This window comes from Methylobacterium durans (assembly GCF_003173715.1).
GTDB classification, from domain to species: Bacteria; Pseudomonadota; Alphaproteobacteria; order Rhizobiales; family Beijerinckiaceae; genus Methylobacterium; species Methylobacterium durans.
The window spans coordinates 4,048,013-4,062,370 of the sequence record NZ_CP029550.1 but is presented as its reverse complement, the minus strand read 5'-3'; the positions used below and the strand labels follow the sequence as shown (position 1 = coordinate 4,062,370).

The window sequence follows — 14,358 nt, the reverse complement described above, 5'->3', positions numbered from 1 at the left end:
CGTGGCCGTTCCTCAGGCCGACATGGTTTTCTTCACGGTCTCGACGAGCTGCTTCAGGCTGAAAGGCTTGGCGAGGAAATTGAAGGCCTCGCCCTCCGGCAGGTTCTTGCGGAACGCGTCCTCGGCGTAGCCGGAGACGAAGATGACCTTCAGGCCCGGCTGGTGCTTGCGGATCTCTCGCAGCAGAGTCGGACCGTCCATTTCGGGCATGACCACATCGGATACGACGAGGTCGATCTGTTGGGCTCCGTCCTCGACGATTCGCAGCGCCTCGGCACCGGAGGCGGCTTCCAGAACCGTGTAGCCGCGGGCCGATAATGCCCGGCTGTTCACGGCACGGACCGGATCCTCGTCCTCGACGAGGAGGATGATGCCCTGCCCGGTATGGTCGGCCGACGGCTTTCGCACCTCCTTGGGGACGGGGGGCGGCAACGCTTCGGCGGTGTCGGTCGACGCCGTCTCGGCCGCGCCGGTCTCCGCCGACTTCGCCGGCGGGGCGAGCTTCGCGGGCGGGCTCGGGATGGCGACGGGCTCCGGGGCCGGCTCTTCGGCCGGCTCGTGCCGCGGCAGGTAGATGCGGAAGGCGGTGCCTTCTCCCACCGTCGACTGCACGTCGATCGTACCACCGCTCTGCTTGACGATGCCGAACACCGTCGAGAGGCCGAGGCCGGTGCCCTTGCCGATGTCCTTGGTCGTGAAGAACGGCTCGAAGATCTTCTCCATCAGCTCGGGCGGAATGCCTTCGCCTGTGTCGAGCACCTCGATCAGGACGTGATCGCCGGCCGGCGCGCCGCCGCGCGCCTCCGCCTCGGACTGACTCGGCACGTTCGCGGTGCGCACGAGCAGGCGCCCGCCATTCGGCATCGCATCCCGGGCATTGACCACGAGGTTCACGATCACCTGTTCGAACTGGTTCACGTCGGCCTTGACCGGCCAGATGTCCCGCCCGTGCTTCAGCTCGAGGTCGACGCGCTCGCCGAGCAGCCGCTTCAGGAGCAACGTCAGCTCGGAGAGCGATTCGCCGACATTCATCACCTCCGGCCGCAGGGTCTGGCGGCGCGAGAACGCGAGGAGCTGGCGCACGAGACCCGCCGCCCGGTTCGCGTTCTGCTTGATCTGCATGATGTCCTGGAAGGCGGGATCGGTCGGCTTGTGGCTCGCGAGCAGGAGGTCCGAGTAGCCGATGATCGCCTGGAGGACGTTGTTGAAGTCGTGCGCGATGCCGCCCGCGAGCTGACCGACCGTGTCCATCTTCTGGGTCTGCGCGACCTGCTGCTCGAGCTGGCGCTGGGCCGTCGTGTCGAGCGCGTAGAGGATCACGCGCTCGCGGTCGGCCTCGTCGAGGCTCTGGTCGGTAGCGCTCTCGCCACCCGCCGGGGTCAGCCACACGCGCGCCGAGCGGTTGCCCGCACCCTGCAGGGCTACCTCGATCGGCTGGACGTCGCCGAGGCCGCTCGCCGCCTTGGCGAGCGCACCCTCAAGGACGGCGCGGTCGCGCTCGGTCACGGTCTCGCCCATGCTGGGATCGGGACCGGTCTCGGTCGCCCCGACCTCGATGGCTTGGCGCGGCATGGCGCCGAAGAGCCGGGCGAAGGAGGCGTTCGCCCGGGCGATCCGCCCTGTGCGATCGAGCGTCGCGATGGCGATCGGCGAATTGTTGAGGAAGCGGGCAAGCCGCACTTCCGCTGCCCGTTGAGGCTCGTCGAATTCGGCACCGGCCGAGCGATTGATCACGAAAGTGCGCGAGGAGCCTGGCTTTCCGTCCTTGCCGAAGGCGACGCGATGATAGAGCCGCGCCGGCAGCGAGTGGCCGTTGCGGCGGCGCAGGTCGAGATCGAAACGGTCGGTTCGAACCTCGCCGGGCAGTCCTGCCGCGCTCGTCAGCACGTCGGCGCCGGGCGCGATCTCGGACAGATGCGGGCCGCCGGGCCCGACGGTGGCGAGGTCGTAGCCGAGCCAGGACGCCAGCGTCGCGTTCATGTAGACGATTGAGCCCGCCGGATCGATCGAAAGGAAGCCCGCAGGCGCGTGGTCGAGGTAGTCGATCGCGTGCTGAAGCTCCTGAAAGACGTTCTCCTGGCGCTCGCGCTCGTGCGTGATGTCGCTGACCGTCCAGAGCGCGGCCGGGCGGCGGGGACGGCTCAGCGCCCGCACCGAGATGCGGAACCATGCGAATTCCCGCTCCGCGGTGCCGCTCGGCGGCGGCGACATCCGGATCTCCTCGGTGTGGCTGCGACCCTCGCGGGCGCCTTGCGCGAGACGGTAGACGGCCTCGGAGACCTCCGGCGATCCGACGAAAATGCGCTCCACCGAGCGCAGGTTCGAGAAGTTGTCACCGCCAGCGATGCGCAGGTACGCCTCGTTGGCGTAGATGAGGCGTCCGCCCTCCTCGACGACCACCGTCGCCTCCGGCGCGGCATCGACGATCGCCTTGGTGATGTCGTCGCGGGCGCCCTGCCCGCTCAGCTGGATCGCGCCGATGGCCAGTGCGAACAGGAAGAACACGCCGGCCATCGCCAGCAGCGCCAGCAGCCAGACGATCAGGGACTGAGCCTGCTCGTTCGCCACGAAGGAGAGGCCGATCGCGGCGCCGACGAGGAGGCCCGCGAGGACGAGGAGGAGGCCGACCCGGCCCGGTCGCTCGGACCGGTCGATCGAGCCCGACACGGGCGCCGTAGATCCCATCAGCTCAGCCATCAGGCCTCAATCCACCCGTACGCGAACCGGTTACGCCCGAGCCTTCCCGGGCAGCAAGGGATTTGTCTCCGGAAGCTGCGGCGGACTCTCACGAATAAAGGTGGACAAACAGTGGCTTTTCGGCACCGCCGCGCACGAATCGTGCGCATGGCGGATCGCGCCACGGCGGCACTCAGGCCGCGCGCTTGCGCAACCTGAGAACGAATCCGATCACTTCAGCCACCGCCTTATAGTGCTCGGCCGGGATCTCCTCGTCGATCTCGACGGTGGCGTGCAGCGCGCGGGCCAGCGGCGGGTTCTCCAGCACGGGTACGTCGTGCTCCGCGGCCACCGCGCGGATCCGGAGCGCGAGGGAGTCGACGCCCTTGGCGACGCAGACGGGCGCCTGCATCCCAGCCTCGTAGCGAAGCGCTACGGCGTAGTGGGTCGGATTCGTCACGATCACGGTCGCGGTCGGGATCGCGGCCATCATGCGCTTCTTGACGCGGGCGGCGCGCAGCTGCCTCATGCGGCCCTTCACCTCGGGGCTGCCCTCGCTCTCCTTCATCTCCTGCTTTAACTCCTCCTTCGACATGCGCAGGCGCTGGCGCCAGCGGTAGCGCTGGTAGAGGGCGTCGCCGAGGGTGATGACGAGGAAGACGGCGAGCACGCCGCCGAGCAGCTTCAGGGCGAGCGAGAGGATGGCGGGGAGGCAGGCGGCCGGGTCGAGCCGGGCGAAGACCTCCAGCCGGTCGCGGTCGCTCCACAGGATGGTGCCCGCAACGACCCCGACCACCGCCATCTTGGCGAGGCCCTTGCCGAACTGGAACAGGGCCTCGGTGCCGAACATCCGCTTCAGCCCCGCCATCGGCGAGATCCGGTCGAATTTCGGCTGAAGGGTCTCGGTGGTGAACACGAGGGGATGCTGGAGGAACCCGGCCGCGATGATCGCGATCACGATCGCGCCGGCCGGAATCGCAAGCGCCTTCAACCAGATGAGCAGGCCGCGACCCGCCATCACCTCATAGGCGTGTCCGTCGGAGGGAATCGTGTGCGCGTTCATCAGGAATCCGCGCATCTCGCCGAGTGCCGCCCTGGCAAGCGGACCACCGGCGAGCAGCAGCACCAGCGTGAAGGTGCCCAGGATGAAGAACGTGTTGATCTCGACGCTGTTGGCGACATCGCCGCGCTCGATCGCCTGGTCGAGCCGCCGCTGGGTCGGCTCCTCCGTGCGATCCTCGTCCTCGGTGCCCTCGGCCACGGCTCAGGCCTCCGTCCGGGCAAGGCCGCTCAGCGGCCGGTGAACTCCGCGAGGTAGCGGCCGAGATCGTCCAGGAACACCCCCATCATCACGCCGAGCGCCCCGAGCAGGATCGCCATGCCGATCAAGATGGAGGCCGGCACCGCGACGAAGAAGACCTGCAATTGCGGCATCAGCCGAGAAAGCACGCCGAGGCCGAGATTGAACAGGATGCCGAAGGCGATGAAGGGCGCCGAGATCTGCACCGCGAGCGAGAAGCCCCGCCCGATCGCCTTGAGAGCGAGCATCGCGGCCTCGCCCATGCCGGGCACGCCGTTCGGCGGCAGCACCGCGTAGCTGCGCCCGATCGCGTCGAGGGCGAGATGGTGGAGGTCCGCCGCGAGGATCAGGGTCACGCCGAGCAGCGTGAGGAAGTTGCCGAGCGCCGCCTGCTGGCCGCCCATCGTCGGGTCGACCGTCATCGCGTAGGAGAGGCCGAGCTGCTGGGAGACGATGAGCCCCGCGGTCTGGAGCGCGGCGATCACCATGCGCACGGCCAGTCCCAGCACCAGACCGATCAACGTCTCGCCGAACAGGAGCGCGATGAGCTGAGGCCCCGCGAGTGCGCCGTCCTGCAGGGGCAGGAGCGGGCGCACCGCCGGGAACAGGACGAGCGAGACGAGAAGCGCGAAGGCGAGGCGCAGGCGCGCCGAGACAAGCTGCTCGCCGAGGCCCGGCATCAGCATGATCAGCGTGCCGACCCTGGCGAAGGTCAGGAGATAGGCCGCCGCGATGCCCGGCAGGAGCAGGTTCATGCCGTCTCATAGCAGGGCGCGCCGGCTCAGTCTCAGCCGCCCGCCGCGATGCGCGCGGCGATGCGGGTCATGTAGCCCGCGAGCGCATCGCCCATGAAGGGCAGCATCAGGAGGAGCGCGGCGAAGACCGCGACGATCTTCGGGACGTAGATGAGCGTCTGCTCCTGAATCTGGGTCAGCGCCTGGACGAGGGAGACCGCGAGGCCGACGACGAGGGCGACGATCATCAGCGGGCCGGCCACCTTCAGGAACACGAAGATGCCGTCGCGGGCGACGTCGAGGATGGCGAGGCCGGTCATGGAAATTCTCGGATGAGCAGCGGGCCGGGCTTCAGATCTGCATCCGCATGATTTCCTCGTAGGCCGAGATCATGCGGTCGCGCACGGCGACGAGGGTCTGGAGGGCGGTCTCGCTCTCGGCGACCGCGGTGACGACGTCGACCACGTTGGCCTTGCCGGCGGCGACGGAGAGCGCCTGCGCATCGGCCTTGCGCCCGGTCTCGCCGACCGTGTCGAGGGCCGAGGAGAGGAGCGACGAGAAATTGCCGGCGCCCTGCGGCGCCTGCACGGATTGCGGTGCCTTGATGCCGCCGACGTTCTGGACGGCGGCGTAGGCGCCCGCCGCGAAGCTGCTCGTCGCCATGGCAGGCTCCCTATTTCAGGATCTCGAGGGTGCGGGAGATCATCCGGCGGGTCGCCGTGACCATGTTGAGGTTCGCCTCGTAGGAGCGCTGGGCCTCGCGCATGTCCATGTTCTCGATGAGCGCGCTCACGTTCGGCATGCGCACCTCGCCCTTGGCGTCGGCGGCCGGATTGCCGGGATCGTACTTTGCGCGGAACGGGGTCGAGTCGCGCCTCACCCGGCCGGTCTCGACGAGCGTCGCGCCGGTCTCGCGGTCAAAATGCTGGCTGAAGGTCGGGATCTTGCGCCGGTAAGGCTCGGCGGTCGGGCTCGCGGGCGCCGAATCCGCGTTGGCGATGTTCTCGGCGATGATCCGCATGCGGCCGGATTGCGCCTTCAGCCCGGAGGCCGCGATGCTCAGCGATTTCAGGAAATCCACGGCGCGGTGCCCTTAACGATCAGCCCCAGGATCATCGCTTGCCGACCGCGATCTTCAGGGCGTCGAGGCTCTTCTGGTAGAGCGAGGCGGCGAGCTGATAATCCGACTGGTTGTCGCCGGCCTTCATCATCTCCTCCTCGAGATTCACCCCGTTGCCGCTCGGGCGGATCTCGAAACCCTTGAAGCGGCGCGGATCGGCACCCGGCGCCTCGGTGCCCGCCGGCACGATGTGCGATTCCGATGTCCGGGCGAGACCGGGGTTGCCGCCGACCGGCTCGCCGGTCGCCCGGTCGAACGTCAGACCCGCGAGGTCGCGCGGGCGGAAGCCCGGCATGTCCGCGTTCGCGACGTTCTCGGCGATGAGCTTCTGGCGCGCTTGATGCCACTGCATCTTGGTCCGCAGCATTCCGAGGATCGGAAGATCGGTGACGGCCACGGTGCGCCCCTCACAGGAACTCCGCCGGACAATCTCCGCACGGTCGGCAAAATCTGCCGGCCTCATGGTTAACGTCGAGTTAAGCAATGCACGGGTTCGACTGCCGCGCCTCGGCAAAGCTGTTAACGAAGTCTTAAGGTTGATTGCCTGCTCCCGCTCGTGCCGTGATAGTACCGGCGGGTGTCGGATGGGGCGTCGCCGCCCCGGCAGCGAGAGAGTTCCGCTTTGTCAGCGTTCTTCGGCTCGGATGGCTCCTTCGTCCTCCAGTTCGCCATCATCTTCATCGTGATCCTCGCGGTGCTGACGGGCATCGTGCTCGTCGCGCGCCGCTTTCTCAACGGAGGCGGCCTGACGGTCGCGGCGAAGTCCGCGGGACGCGGGCGCCAGCCGCGCCTCGGCATCGTCGACGTCTACGAGCTCGACCGGCAGCGCCAGTTGATTCTGCTGCGCCGGGATAACGTGGAGCACCTGCTTCTCGTGGGCGGCCCGAACGATGTGGTGATCGAGCGTCACATCCAGCGCGGCCAGCCGGCATTGCGGCCCGAGCCGATGGCGGAGCCGCCCGCCGAGATCGAGGCGCAGCGGGCCGAGCCCCTGTTCGAGCCGGCCTTCGAGATGCCGTTGGTGACGCCGGGCGGCGTAGCCGGTGCGGCCAAGGCTCCGTCCGTGACCCCTCCCCTCGACGAAGCCGTTCTCGCTCCGGAGCCGGCCAAGACCGAGCCGGCGCTCATGCCGCTCCCTGCGTCCCCGGCCGCCGAGGAAGCGCCGCGCCGGCCTGAGGCTGCGCCGAAGCGGCCCCTCAGCCGCACGACGCCGCCGCTGATCAATCCGCGGCCGGACGTGGCGTCCGAACGCGCTCGCACCGAGCCCGAGTTCACGGCGACCGTCGGCGAGCCGCCGGCCCGCGCGGCCGAGCCGCCGGTCGCGCCCGCGGTTCCGCCGGTCTCCGCGCCCTCCGAACCCCGGGCCATCGACGCCAACATTCTCTCGGACATGGCGCGCCAACTCGAGATCGCGCTCGCCCGTCCCTCCTCCGGCGTGACTCCTCCGCCCGCGCAGGCGCGCCCGGCGCCCGCAGCCAAGGCGCCGCCGAAGCCTGAGACGCAGCCGGCCTCGCCGCCTCCGGTCTCGCCGCCGGTGATCGACCCGATGGCGGCCGGCATGGCCGCCGCGCAGGACGGACCCGTCGCCGAGCCCCCGCGGGACGCGCGGTCCGAGCCCCGCAAGCCGGCCGCCGAGCCGCAAGCGGACGCGAAGCCGTTCCTGCCCGAGCCTCCGCCGCCGGCCGCATCCCAGCCGCAGCCCGCCCCGCCGCGCCCGACGCCGGCCGCATCGCAGCCGCCGCCCGCCGCGCCGGCTTCGGCACCAGCGCCCGCCCAGAAGCCGTCCGCTGCGAACAATCCGTTCTCGGTCGAGGAGATCGAGGCCGAATTCGCCCGCCTGCTCGGGCGGCCGCTCGACAAGAAGAACTGATGAGGCGGACAATCGGCCAGCTTGGCGGTCCCTCTGGTTCCTAGCAGCGTCGGGATGGGCGCCGCCCGATCAGACGTCGGCCTCTGCGGTCTCGGGCATCAGCGCGACGGCCGCGAGGCTGATGGCGGCCGCGGCTGCGAGGTACGCGCCGACGAGGCCAATGCCGCCCCATTCGACGAGGCGCTGGGCGAGGTAGGGCGCGCCGGACGCGCCGATGATGCCCGCGAGATTGTAGGTCACGGAGGCGCCGGTGTAGCGCACCCGGGTCGGGAACAGTTCGGGTAACAGCGCACCCATCGGTCCGAACAGCCAGCCCATCGCCAGAAGCCCGAGGCAGAGGAAGCCGAGGACGAGGGCACCCTGCCCGCTGCCGAGCATCGGCCCGAGCAGGATCCCAAGCCCGATCGTGGCGAGAAGTCCGGTGATCAGGACCGGCCGCCGTCCGAACCGGTCCGCCGCGGCGCCCGAGAGCGGGATGCCGAGCCCCATGAAGCAGACCGCCACGCACTCGAACAGCAGGAAGACCGGCCGCGAGAAGCCGAGCGTGGTCGTGCCGTAACCGAGGGCAAAGACGGTCGAGAGATAGAACACGGCGTAGCAGGCCACCATCGCGAGGGTGCCGAGGATCGTCGCGCGGCGGTGCCGTGTCAGGATGGTGGCGAGCGGTACGCGCTCCGGCGCCGCCTGGGCCAGGGCCTCGCGGAACAGCGGCGTCTCCGTGAGCTTCAGGCGCACGTAGAGGCCGACCCCGACGAGGGCCGCCGAGGCGAGGAACGGGATTCGCCAGCCCCAGGCCTGGAAGCTCTCCGCGTCGAGACCGAGGCTGAGCGCCAGGAAGCCGAGATTCGCCGAGATGAAGCCGACCGGCGCCCCGAGTTGCGGGAAGATCCCATACCATGCCCGGCGTCCGGGCGGCGCATTCTCGACCGCGAGCAGCGCCGCTCCCCCCCACTCGCCCCCGAAGCCGAGACCCTGCCCGAACCGGAGAATGCAGAGCGCGGCCGGAGCGAACCAGCCGGCAGCCGCGTAGGTCGGCAGGCAGCCGATCAGCACCGTCGAGACGCCCATGATCATCAGCGAGGCGACGAGGGTGGCCTTGCGGCCGATCCGGTCGCCGAAATGCCCGAACAGGGCCGCCCCGATCGGACGCGCAACGAAGGCGATGGCGAAGGTCGCGAAGGCGCTGAGAAGCTGCACGCCGGGTTCGCCGGGCGGGAAGAAGCTCGGCCCGATCACCAGGGCTGCGGCGGTGGCGTAGACGTAGAAATCGTAGAACTCGATCGCGGTCCCGACGAAGCTCGCAACGAGGATGCGGCGGGCGCCGAGCTGTGAGGGATGGGTCATGGTCAAGCTGATGCTGAGAGGCGCGTCTCGTTAGACCGCACGGCCGGCTTTGCCCAGAGCATCGACGGGCGACCACGCCGCGCGCGCCTCTCGCGCGTCTTAACCTAGATCAAACTGAGTATTTTCCTTGAAACCCGGACGCTTCCCACGGGTTCGTTGAGCAGAACCGCCCTGAGCGGGCGAGCGGAGGAAGCGGACATGCGCGCACTCGTCTGGCACGGAACGCAGGATATTCGCTGCGATACCGTTCCCGATCCCGAAATCGAGCATGAGCGGGACGCGATTATCAAAGTGACGGCCTGCGCCATCTGCGGCTCTGATCTGCACCTCTACGATCACTTCATGCCCGGCATGAAGAACGGCGACATCATGGGCCACGAGACGATGGGTGAGGTCGTCGAGGTCGGCAAGGGCGTCAACGGCGCGTTGAAGAAGGGCGAGCGGATCGTGATCCCCTTCACGATCATCTGCGGCGAGTGCGACCAGTGCAAACGGGGCTTCTACTCGGTCTGCGAGCGCTCGAACCGGAACAAGCACATCGCCTCGAAGGCCTTCGGCCACACCACCGCGGGCCTGTTCGGCTACACGCACCTCACCGGAGGCTACGCGGGGGGCCAAGCCGAGTACCTGCGGGTGCCGTTCGCCGACAAGACGCACATAAAGGTGCCCGACTCGCTCACCGACGAGCAGGTGCTCTTCCTCTCCGACATCCTGCCGACCGGCTGGCAGGCCGCCGTGCAATGCGACATCGAGCCGACCGACACGGTGGCGATCTGGGGCGCCGGGCCGGTCGGACAGATGGCAGTGCGCTCGGCGATCCTGCTCGGTGCCAAGCAGGTGGTCTGCATCGACCGGGTCCCGGAGCGCCTCGACATGGCCCGCGCCGGCGGCGCCATCACCATCAACTTCGCCGAGGAGAGCGTGATCTCACGGCTCAACGAGCTCACCGGCGGCAAGGGACCGGAGAAGTGCATCGATTCCGTCGGGATGGAGGCTCACGCCACCGCGACGATCGACTCGATGTACGACCGCGCCAAGCAGGCGGTGATGCTGGAGACCGACCGGCCGCACGTCCTGCGCGAGATGATCTACGTCTGCCGTCCGGCGGGCATCCTCTCGGTGCCGGGCGTCTACGGCGGCCTGCTCGACAAGATCCCGTTCGGCGCGCTGATGAACAAGGGGCTCACCCTGCGCACCGGGCAGACCCACGTGAACCGCTGGACCGACGACCTCGTGCGCCGGATCGACGAGGGTCAGCTCGACCCGTCCTTCGTCATCACCCACCGCGTCGGGCTGGAGGACGGTCCCGAGATGTACCGCACCTTCCGGGACAAGAAGGACGGTTGCATCAAGGTCATGATCCGTCCCTGAGGAGGCTGCCATGCGCTACGAAGGAGCTCGATCCCGCCGCCGTGGGCACCCGGACGAGGCGACCGACCGCTTAGCCCGCGGCCTCGGCTGGTTCTCGATCGGCCTGGGCCTGTTCGAGATCGCAGCCGCGCGGAGCCTGACCCGGAACCTGGGTCTGGACGGGCGGGAGGACGTCGTGCGGGCCTACGGCCTGCGCGAGGTCGGGACCGGGATCGGCATCCTGACCTCCGCGGATCCGGCACCCTGGATCTTGGGCCGGGTCGCGGGCGACGCCCTCGACCTCGCGACGCTGGCGACGGGCTTGCACGACCGGAACCCCCATCGCGACAACCTGCTGCTCGCGATGGCCGCGGTTGCCGGGGTGACGGCCCTCGACGTCATCTGCGCGGAGACCCTACGCCACGAGACGCGGCGGCCGCTGCGGCCGCTCGCCGACTACCATGGCCGAAGCGGATTCCCGAAGGGGATCCGGGCCTCGCACGGCGCCGCACGCGACCTCGACATCCCGCGCGCCTTCCGCCAACCGGAGGCGCTGCGGCCCTACGCGGCCTGACCGGGGGGGCGCCGAGACCGGTGCCGACCGTGAGGTCTCAGGCGCCGGTCTCCGGAAGCCTTCAGCGTGACCCATCTCCCCGCCGCGCGGCGCGACGGGTCACGCCGCCGGACAGAGCGGTCGGGGCCCGCGTTCCGCCCCGTTGCCCATCTTTTGTGCGCAGCAGCATGCTTCGCGCACAATCAGCCCCTCCGCCGCGCGGACCGGCGGCCCGCGCGAGCCGCCGGCCCTCCTGCGGACTTGGCACGGATCCTGCTGACCTTCCTCTGCCCGCCAATGGCGACGGGCAGCCTCCGCCAGCACCGCCGCTGAACGACGCTCCGCACCCGCGATCGCACGCGGATGGAGTGGTGCGTTCGCGCGGCCGCAAGCCGCGCGCCGGTCGGGAATCGAGAGCAGGATCAGGTATCGATGCACAACGGTGAGTTGAAGACCCGGCGCGGCATCCTCAAGGGCGCCGCCGCGGCCCTCTACATCACGGCCGCAGCGCGGCTGGCGCTGCCGGGAGGCGCGTTCGCGCAAGGTGCGGGTCCCGAGGTGAAAGGTGCGAAGCTCGGCTTCATCGCGCTCACCGACGCGGCTCCTCTGTTCGTCGCGAAGGAGAAGGGACTCTTCGCCAAGTACGGCATGCCGGATGTCGAGGTGGTCAAGCAGGCCTCCTGGGGCACCACCCGCGACAACCTCGTCCTCGGCTCCGAGGGCAACGGCATCGACGGTGCCCACATCCTGACCCCCATGCCCTACCTGATCAGTGCGGGCCGGGTGACGCAGAACAACGTGCCGGTGCCGATGTACATCCTGGCGCGCCTCAACCTCGCCGGGCAGTGCATCTCGGTCGCCAAGGAGCACATGGGCGACAAGGTCGCCCTCGACGCCAAGCCCTTCAAGGCGGCGCTCGAGCGGAAGAAGGCCGCCGGCAAGTCGGTGAAGGCCGCCATGACCTTCCCGGGGGCACCCACGACCTCTGGATCCGCTACTGGCTCGCCGCCGGCGGCATCGACCCGGACAAGGACATCGAGACGATCGTCGTGCCCCCACCCCAGATGGTGGCGAACATGAAGGTCGGCACGATGGACTGCTTCTGCGTCTGCGAGCCGTGGAACGCGCAGCTCATCAGCCAGGGCATCGGCTACACGGCGCTGACGACGGGCGAGCTCTGGAAGGACCACCCGGAGAAGGCCTTCGCCATGCGGGCCTCCTTCGTCGACAAGTACCCGAACGCCTCCAAGGCCCTGCTGATGGCGGTGATGGAGGCGCAGGCCTGGTGCGACAAGCCCGAGAACCGAGACGAACTCGCCGGGATCGTCGCCAAGCGGCAGTGGATCAACGTCGCGGTCACCGACGTCGTCGACCGCATGAAGGGCACCTTCGACTACGGCGACGGGCGCAAAGTCGAGAACAGCCCCCACATCATGAAGTACTGGGCCGACAACGCCTCCTACCCCTACCAGAGCCACGACCTCTGGTTCCTCACCGAGGACATCCGCTGGGGCAAGTTCGACCCGACGACCGACACCAAGGCTCTGATCGGCAAGGTCAACCGCGAGGATCTCTGGCGCGACGCCGCCAAGGCCCTCGGCGTCGCATCGATCCCCACCTCCACCTCCCGCGGCAAGGAGACGATGTTCGACGGCAAGGTCTTCGACCCGGCCGACCCGAGCGCCTATCTCGCCAGCCTCGGCATCAAGAGGGTCGCCTGATGGCCTCTCCCACCACCATCGCCGGCAAGATCAGCCTCGGGACCAGCGGCCGCGATGCGGCCGCGGTCAGGGCACGCAGCCTGCCCAAGGTCTCGGGCAAGGGGCTCGCGCGGGTCGCCTCACAGATCCTGCCACCGCTCGTCGTCCTGGCGGCCTTTCTCCTGTTCTGGGAGGTGGCCTGCTCGAGGCCCGGCGCCGGCCTGCCGCCGCCCTCCCGCGTCCTGACCGAGGCGTGGCCGATCATCTCGGACCCGTTCTTCGACAACGGCGGCACCGATAAGGGCCTGTTCTGGCACATCATCGCGAGCCTGCAGCGCGTCGCGCTCGGTTTTGCGCTGGCGACCGTTGCCGGCATCCTGCTCGGGACCCTGGTCGGGCAGTCCGAATGGGCGATGCGGGGCCTCGACCCGATCTTCCAGGTGCTGCGCACGATCCCGCCGCTCGCTTGGCTGCCGCTCTCGCTCGCCGCGTTCCGCGACGGGCAGCCCTCCGCAATCTTCGTGATCTTCATCACCTCGATCTGGCCGATCATCATCAACACCGCGGTCGGCATCCGGAACATCCCGCAGGATTACCGCAACGTCGCGGCGGTGGTGCGCCTGAACCCGGTCGAGTTCTTCGTGAAGATCATGCTGCCGTCGGCCGCGCCTTACATCTTCACGGGCCTGCGGATCGGCGTCGGCCTGTCCTGGCTCGCGATCGTTGCGGCCGAGATGCTGATCGGCGGCGTCGGGATCGGCTTCTTCATCTGGGATGCGTGGAATTCCTCGCACATCAGCGAGATCATCGTGGCGCTCGTCTATGTCGGCGTCATCGGCTTCATCCTCGACCGCTTCGTGGCAGGCCTCGGACGCCTCGTCACCCGCGGCACCAGCGCGGCCTGAGGAGGGCGCCATGGCACATCTCGATCTCTCGCAGGTCGGCATCAGCTTCACGCGCGCCGGCAAGACCACGGAAGTCCTGCGGGACGTGAACCTCAAGATCGCCAAGGGCGAGTTCGTCTCGATCATCGGGCACTCCGGCTGCGGCAAGTCGACGGTGCTCAACATCGTGGCGGGCCTGCTCAAGGCCTCGACCGGCGTCGTGCTCCTCGACGGCAAGGAGGTGTCGAGCCCCGGCCCCGAACGGGCCGTGGTCTTTCAGAACCACTCCCTCCTGCCCTGGCTCACGGTGCGCGAGAACGTGGCGCTCGCCGTCGACAAGGTGCTGGCCCGCAAGAAGTCCAAGGCCGAGCGCGGAGCGTGGATCGAGCACAATCTCGCTCTCGTGAACATGATACACGCCGCCGACAAGCGCCCGAACGAGATCTCGGGCGGCATGAAGCAGCGCGTCGGCATCGCCCGCGCGCTCGCCATGGAGCCGACGGTGCTCCTGATGGACGAGCCCTTCGGCGCCCTCGACGCGCTCACCCGTGCGCATCTCCAGGACCAGCTCATGGAGATCCAGGTGCGGCTCAAGAACACCGTCATCATGATCACGCACGACGTCGACGAGGCAGTGCTCCTGTCCGACCGCATCGTGATGATGACGAACGGCCCCTCGGCCACGATCGGCGAGGTGCTCACCGTGCCGATAGCGCGCCCGCGCAAGCGGCTCGAACTCGTCGAGGACAAGGACTACGTGCATTGCCGGACAGAGGTCCTGGAGTTCCTCTACGCCCGCCACGCGCGGCCGGCGCTCGCGGCCTGAT

General features: G+C 69.0%; 13 protein-coding genes and 1 pseudogene. 6 read left to right on the top strand and 8 right to left on the bottom strand.

Annotation, left to right across the window (positions count from 1 at the left end; genetic code table 11):
• Window positions 1-12: 12 nt before the first annotated feature.
• The 7 genes from cckA to flgB form a co-directional block, all read right to left on the bottom strand.
• Window positions 13-2,697, bottom strand: a complete 2,685-nt coding sequence (gene cckA, locus DK389_RS18620; RefSeq protein WP_109891747.1) for a cell cycle histidine kinase CckA — start codon at window positions 2,695-2,697, stop codon at window positions 13-15.
• A 172-nt stretch (window positions 2,698-2,869) separates the two neighbouring features.
• Window positions 2,870-3,937 carry a flagellar biosynthesis protein FlhB gene (gene flhB / locus DK389_RS18615; protein WP_109891745.1) on the bottom strand — a complete coding sequence of 356 codons (1,068 nt, stop codon included), beginning with the start codon at window positions 3,935-3,937 and terminating at the stop codon, window positions 2,870-2,872.
• Between the two features lie 29 nt (window positions 3,938-3,966).
• Window positions 3,967-4,731 (bottom strand): flagellar biosynthetic protein FliR, encoded by a 765-nt coding sequence (fliR, locus tag DK389_RS18610; protein ID WP_109891743.1) that lies wholly within the window; start codon window positions 4,729-4,731, stop codon window positions 3,967-3,969.
• Between the two features lie 32 nt (window positions 4,732-4,763).
• Window positions 4,764-5,030 carry a flagellar biosynthesis protein FliQ gene (gene fliQ, locus DK389_RS18605; RefSeq protein WP_109891741.1) on the bottom strand — a complete coding sequence of 89 codons (267 nt, stop codon included), beginning with the start codon at window positions 5,028-5,030 and terminating at the stop codon, window positions 4,764-4,766.
• 31 nt (window positions 5,031-5,061) lie between these two features.
• Complete coding sequence (gene fliE / locus DK389_RS18600) at window positions 5,062-5,373, bottom strand: flagellar hook-basal body complex protein FliE (protein ID WP_109891739.1); 312 nt, start codon at window positions 5,371-5,373, stop codon at window positions 5,062-5,064.
• A gap of 10 nt (window positions 5,374-5,383) precedes the next feature.
• Window positions 5,384-5,791 (bottom strand): flagellar basal body rod protein FlgC, encoded by a 408-nt coding sequence (gene flgC, locus DK389_RS18595; RefSeq protein ID WP_109891737.1) that lies wholly within the window; start codon window positions 5,789-5,791, stop codon window positions 5,384-5,386.
• A gap of 31 nt (window positions 5,792-5,822) precedes the next feature.
• The gene (gene flgB / locus DK389_RS18590) at window positions 5,823-6,227 is read right to left on the bottom strand and encodes a flagellar basal body rod protein FlgB (RefSeq protein ID WP_109891735.1); all 405 of its coding nucleotides are present in this window, start codon (window positions 6,225-6,227) and stop codon (window positions 5,823-5,825) included.
• 225 nt (window positions 6,228-6,452) lie between these two features.
• Here flgB and DK389_RS18585 point away from each other — a divergent pair, with 225 nt between their 5' ends.
• On the top strand, window positions 6,453-7,700 hold the full coding sequence (locus DK389_RS18585; protein WP_109891733.1) for a flagellar biosynthetic protein FliO: 1,248 nt from the start codon (window positions 6,453-6,455) through the stop codon (window positions 7,698-7,700).
• A 69-nt stretch (window positions 7,701-7,769) separates the two neighbouring features.
• Here the strand turns inward: DK389_RS18585 and DK389_RS18580 are convergent, their stop codons facing one another.
• Window positions 7,770-9,044 carry an MFS transporter gene (locus DK389_RS18580; protein WP_109891731.1) on the bottom strand — a complete coding sequence of 425 codons (1,275 nt, stop codon included), beginning with the start codon at window positions 9,042-9,044 and terminating at the stop codon, window positions 7,770-7,772.
• A gap of 198 nt (window positions 9,045-9,242) precedes the next feature.
• Here DK389_RS18580 and DK389_RS18575 point away from each other — a divergent pair, with 198 nt between their 5' ends.
• The 5 genes and pseudogenes from DK389_RS18575 (at window position 9,243) to DK389_RS18555 (ending at window position 14,357) form a co-directional block, all read left to right on the top strand.
• Complete coding sequence (locus tag DK389_RS18575) at window positions 9,243-10,415, top strand: zinc-dependent alcohol dehydrogenase (RefSeq protein WP_109891729.1); 1,173 nt, start codon at window positions 9,243-9,245, stop codon at window positions 10,413-10,415.
• Between the two features lie 10 nt (window positions 10,416-10,425).
• Complete coding sequence (locus DK389_RS18570; protein WP_109891727.1) at window positions 10,426-10,968, top strand: cyclase dehydrase; 543 nt, start codon at window positions 10,426-10,428, stop codon at window positions 10,966-10,968.
• A gap of 411 nt (window positions 10,969-11,379) precedes the next feature.
• A pseudogene (locus tag DK389_RS18565) lies at window positions 11,380-12,668 on the top strand (CmpA/NrtA family ABC transporter substrate-binding protein).
• Window positions 12,668-13,552: a nitrate ABC transporter permease gene (gene ntrB / locus DK389_RS18560; RefSeq protein ID WP_109891725.1), complete on the top strand. Its 885-nt coding sequence runs from the start codon at window positions 12,668-12,670 to the stop codon at window positions 13,550-13,552. The pseudogene DK389_RS18565 and the gene ntrB overlap by 1 nt, the downstream one beginning before the upstream one ends.
• Window positions 13,553-13,562: 10 nt before the next feature.
• A complete protein-coding gene (locus tag DK389_RS18555; protein ID WP_109891723.1) occupies window positions 13,563-14,357 on the top strand; it encodes an ABC transporter ATP-binding protein in 795 nt (264 codons plus the stop codon).
• The last annotated feature ends 1 nt before the right edge of the window (window position 14,358 follow it).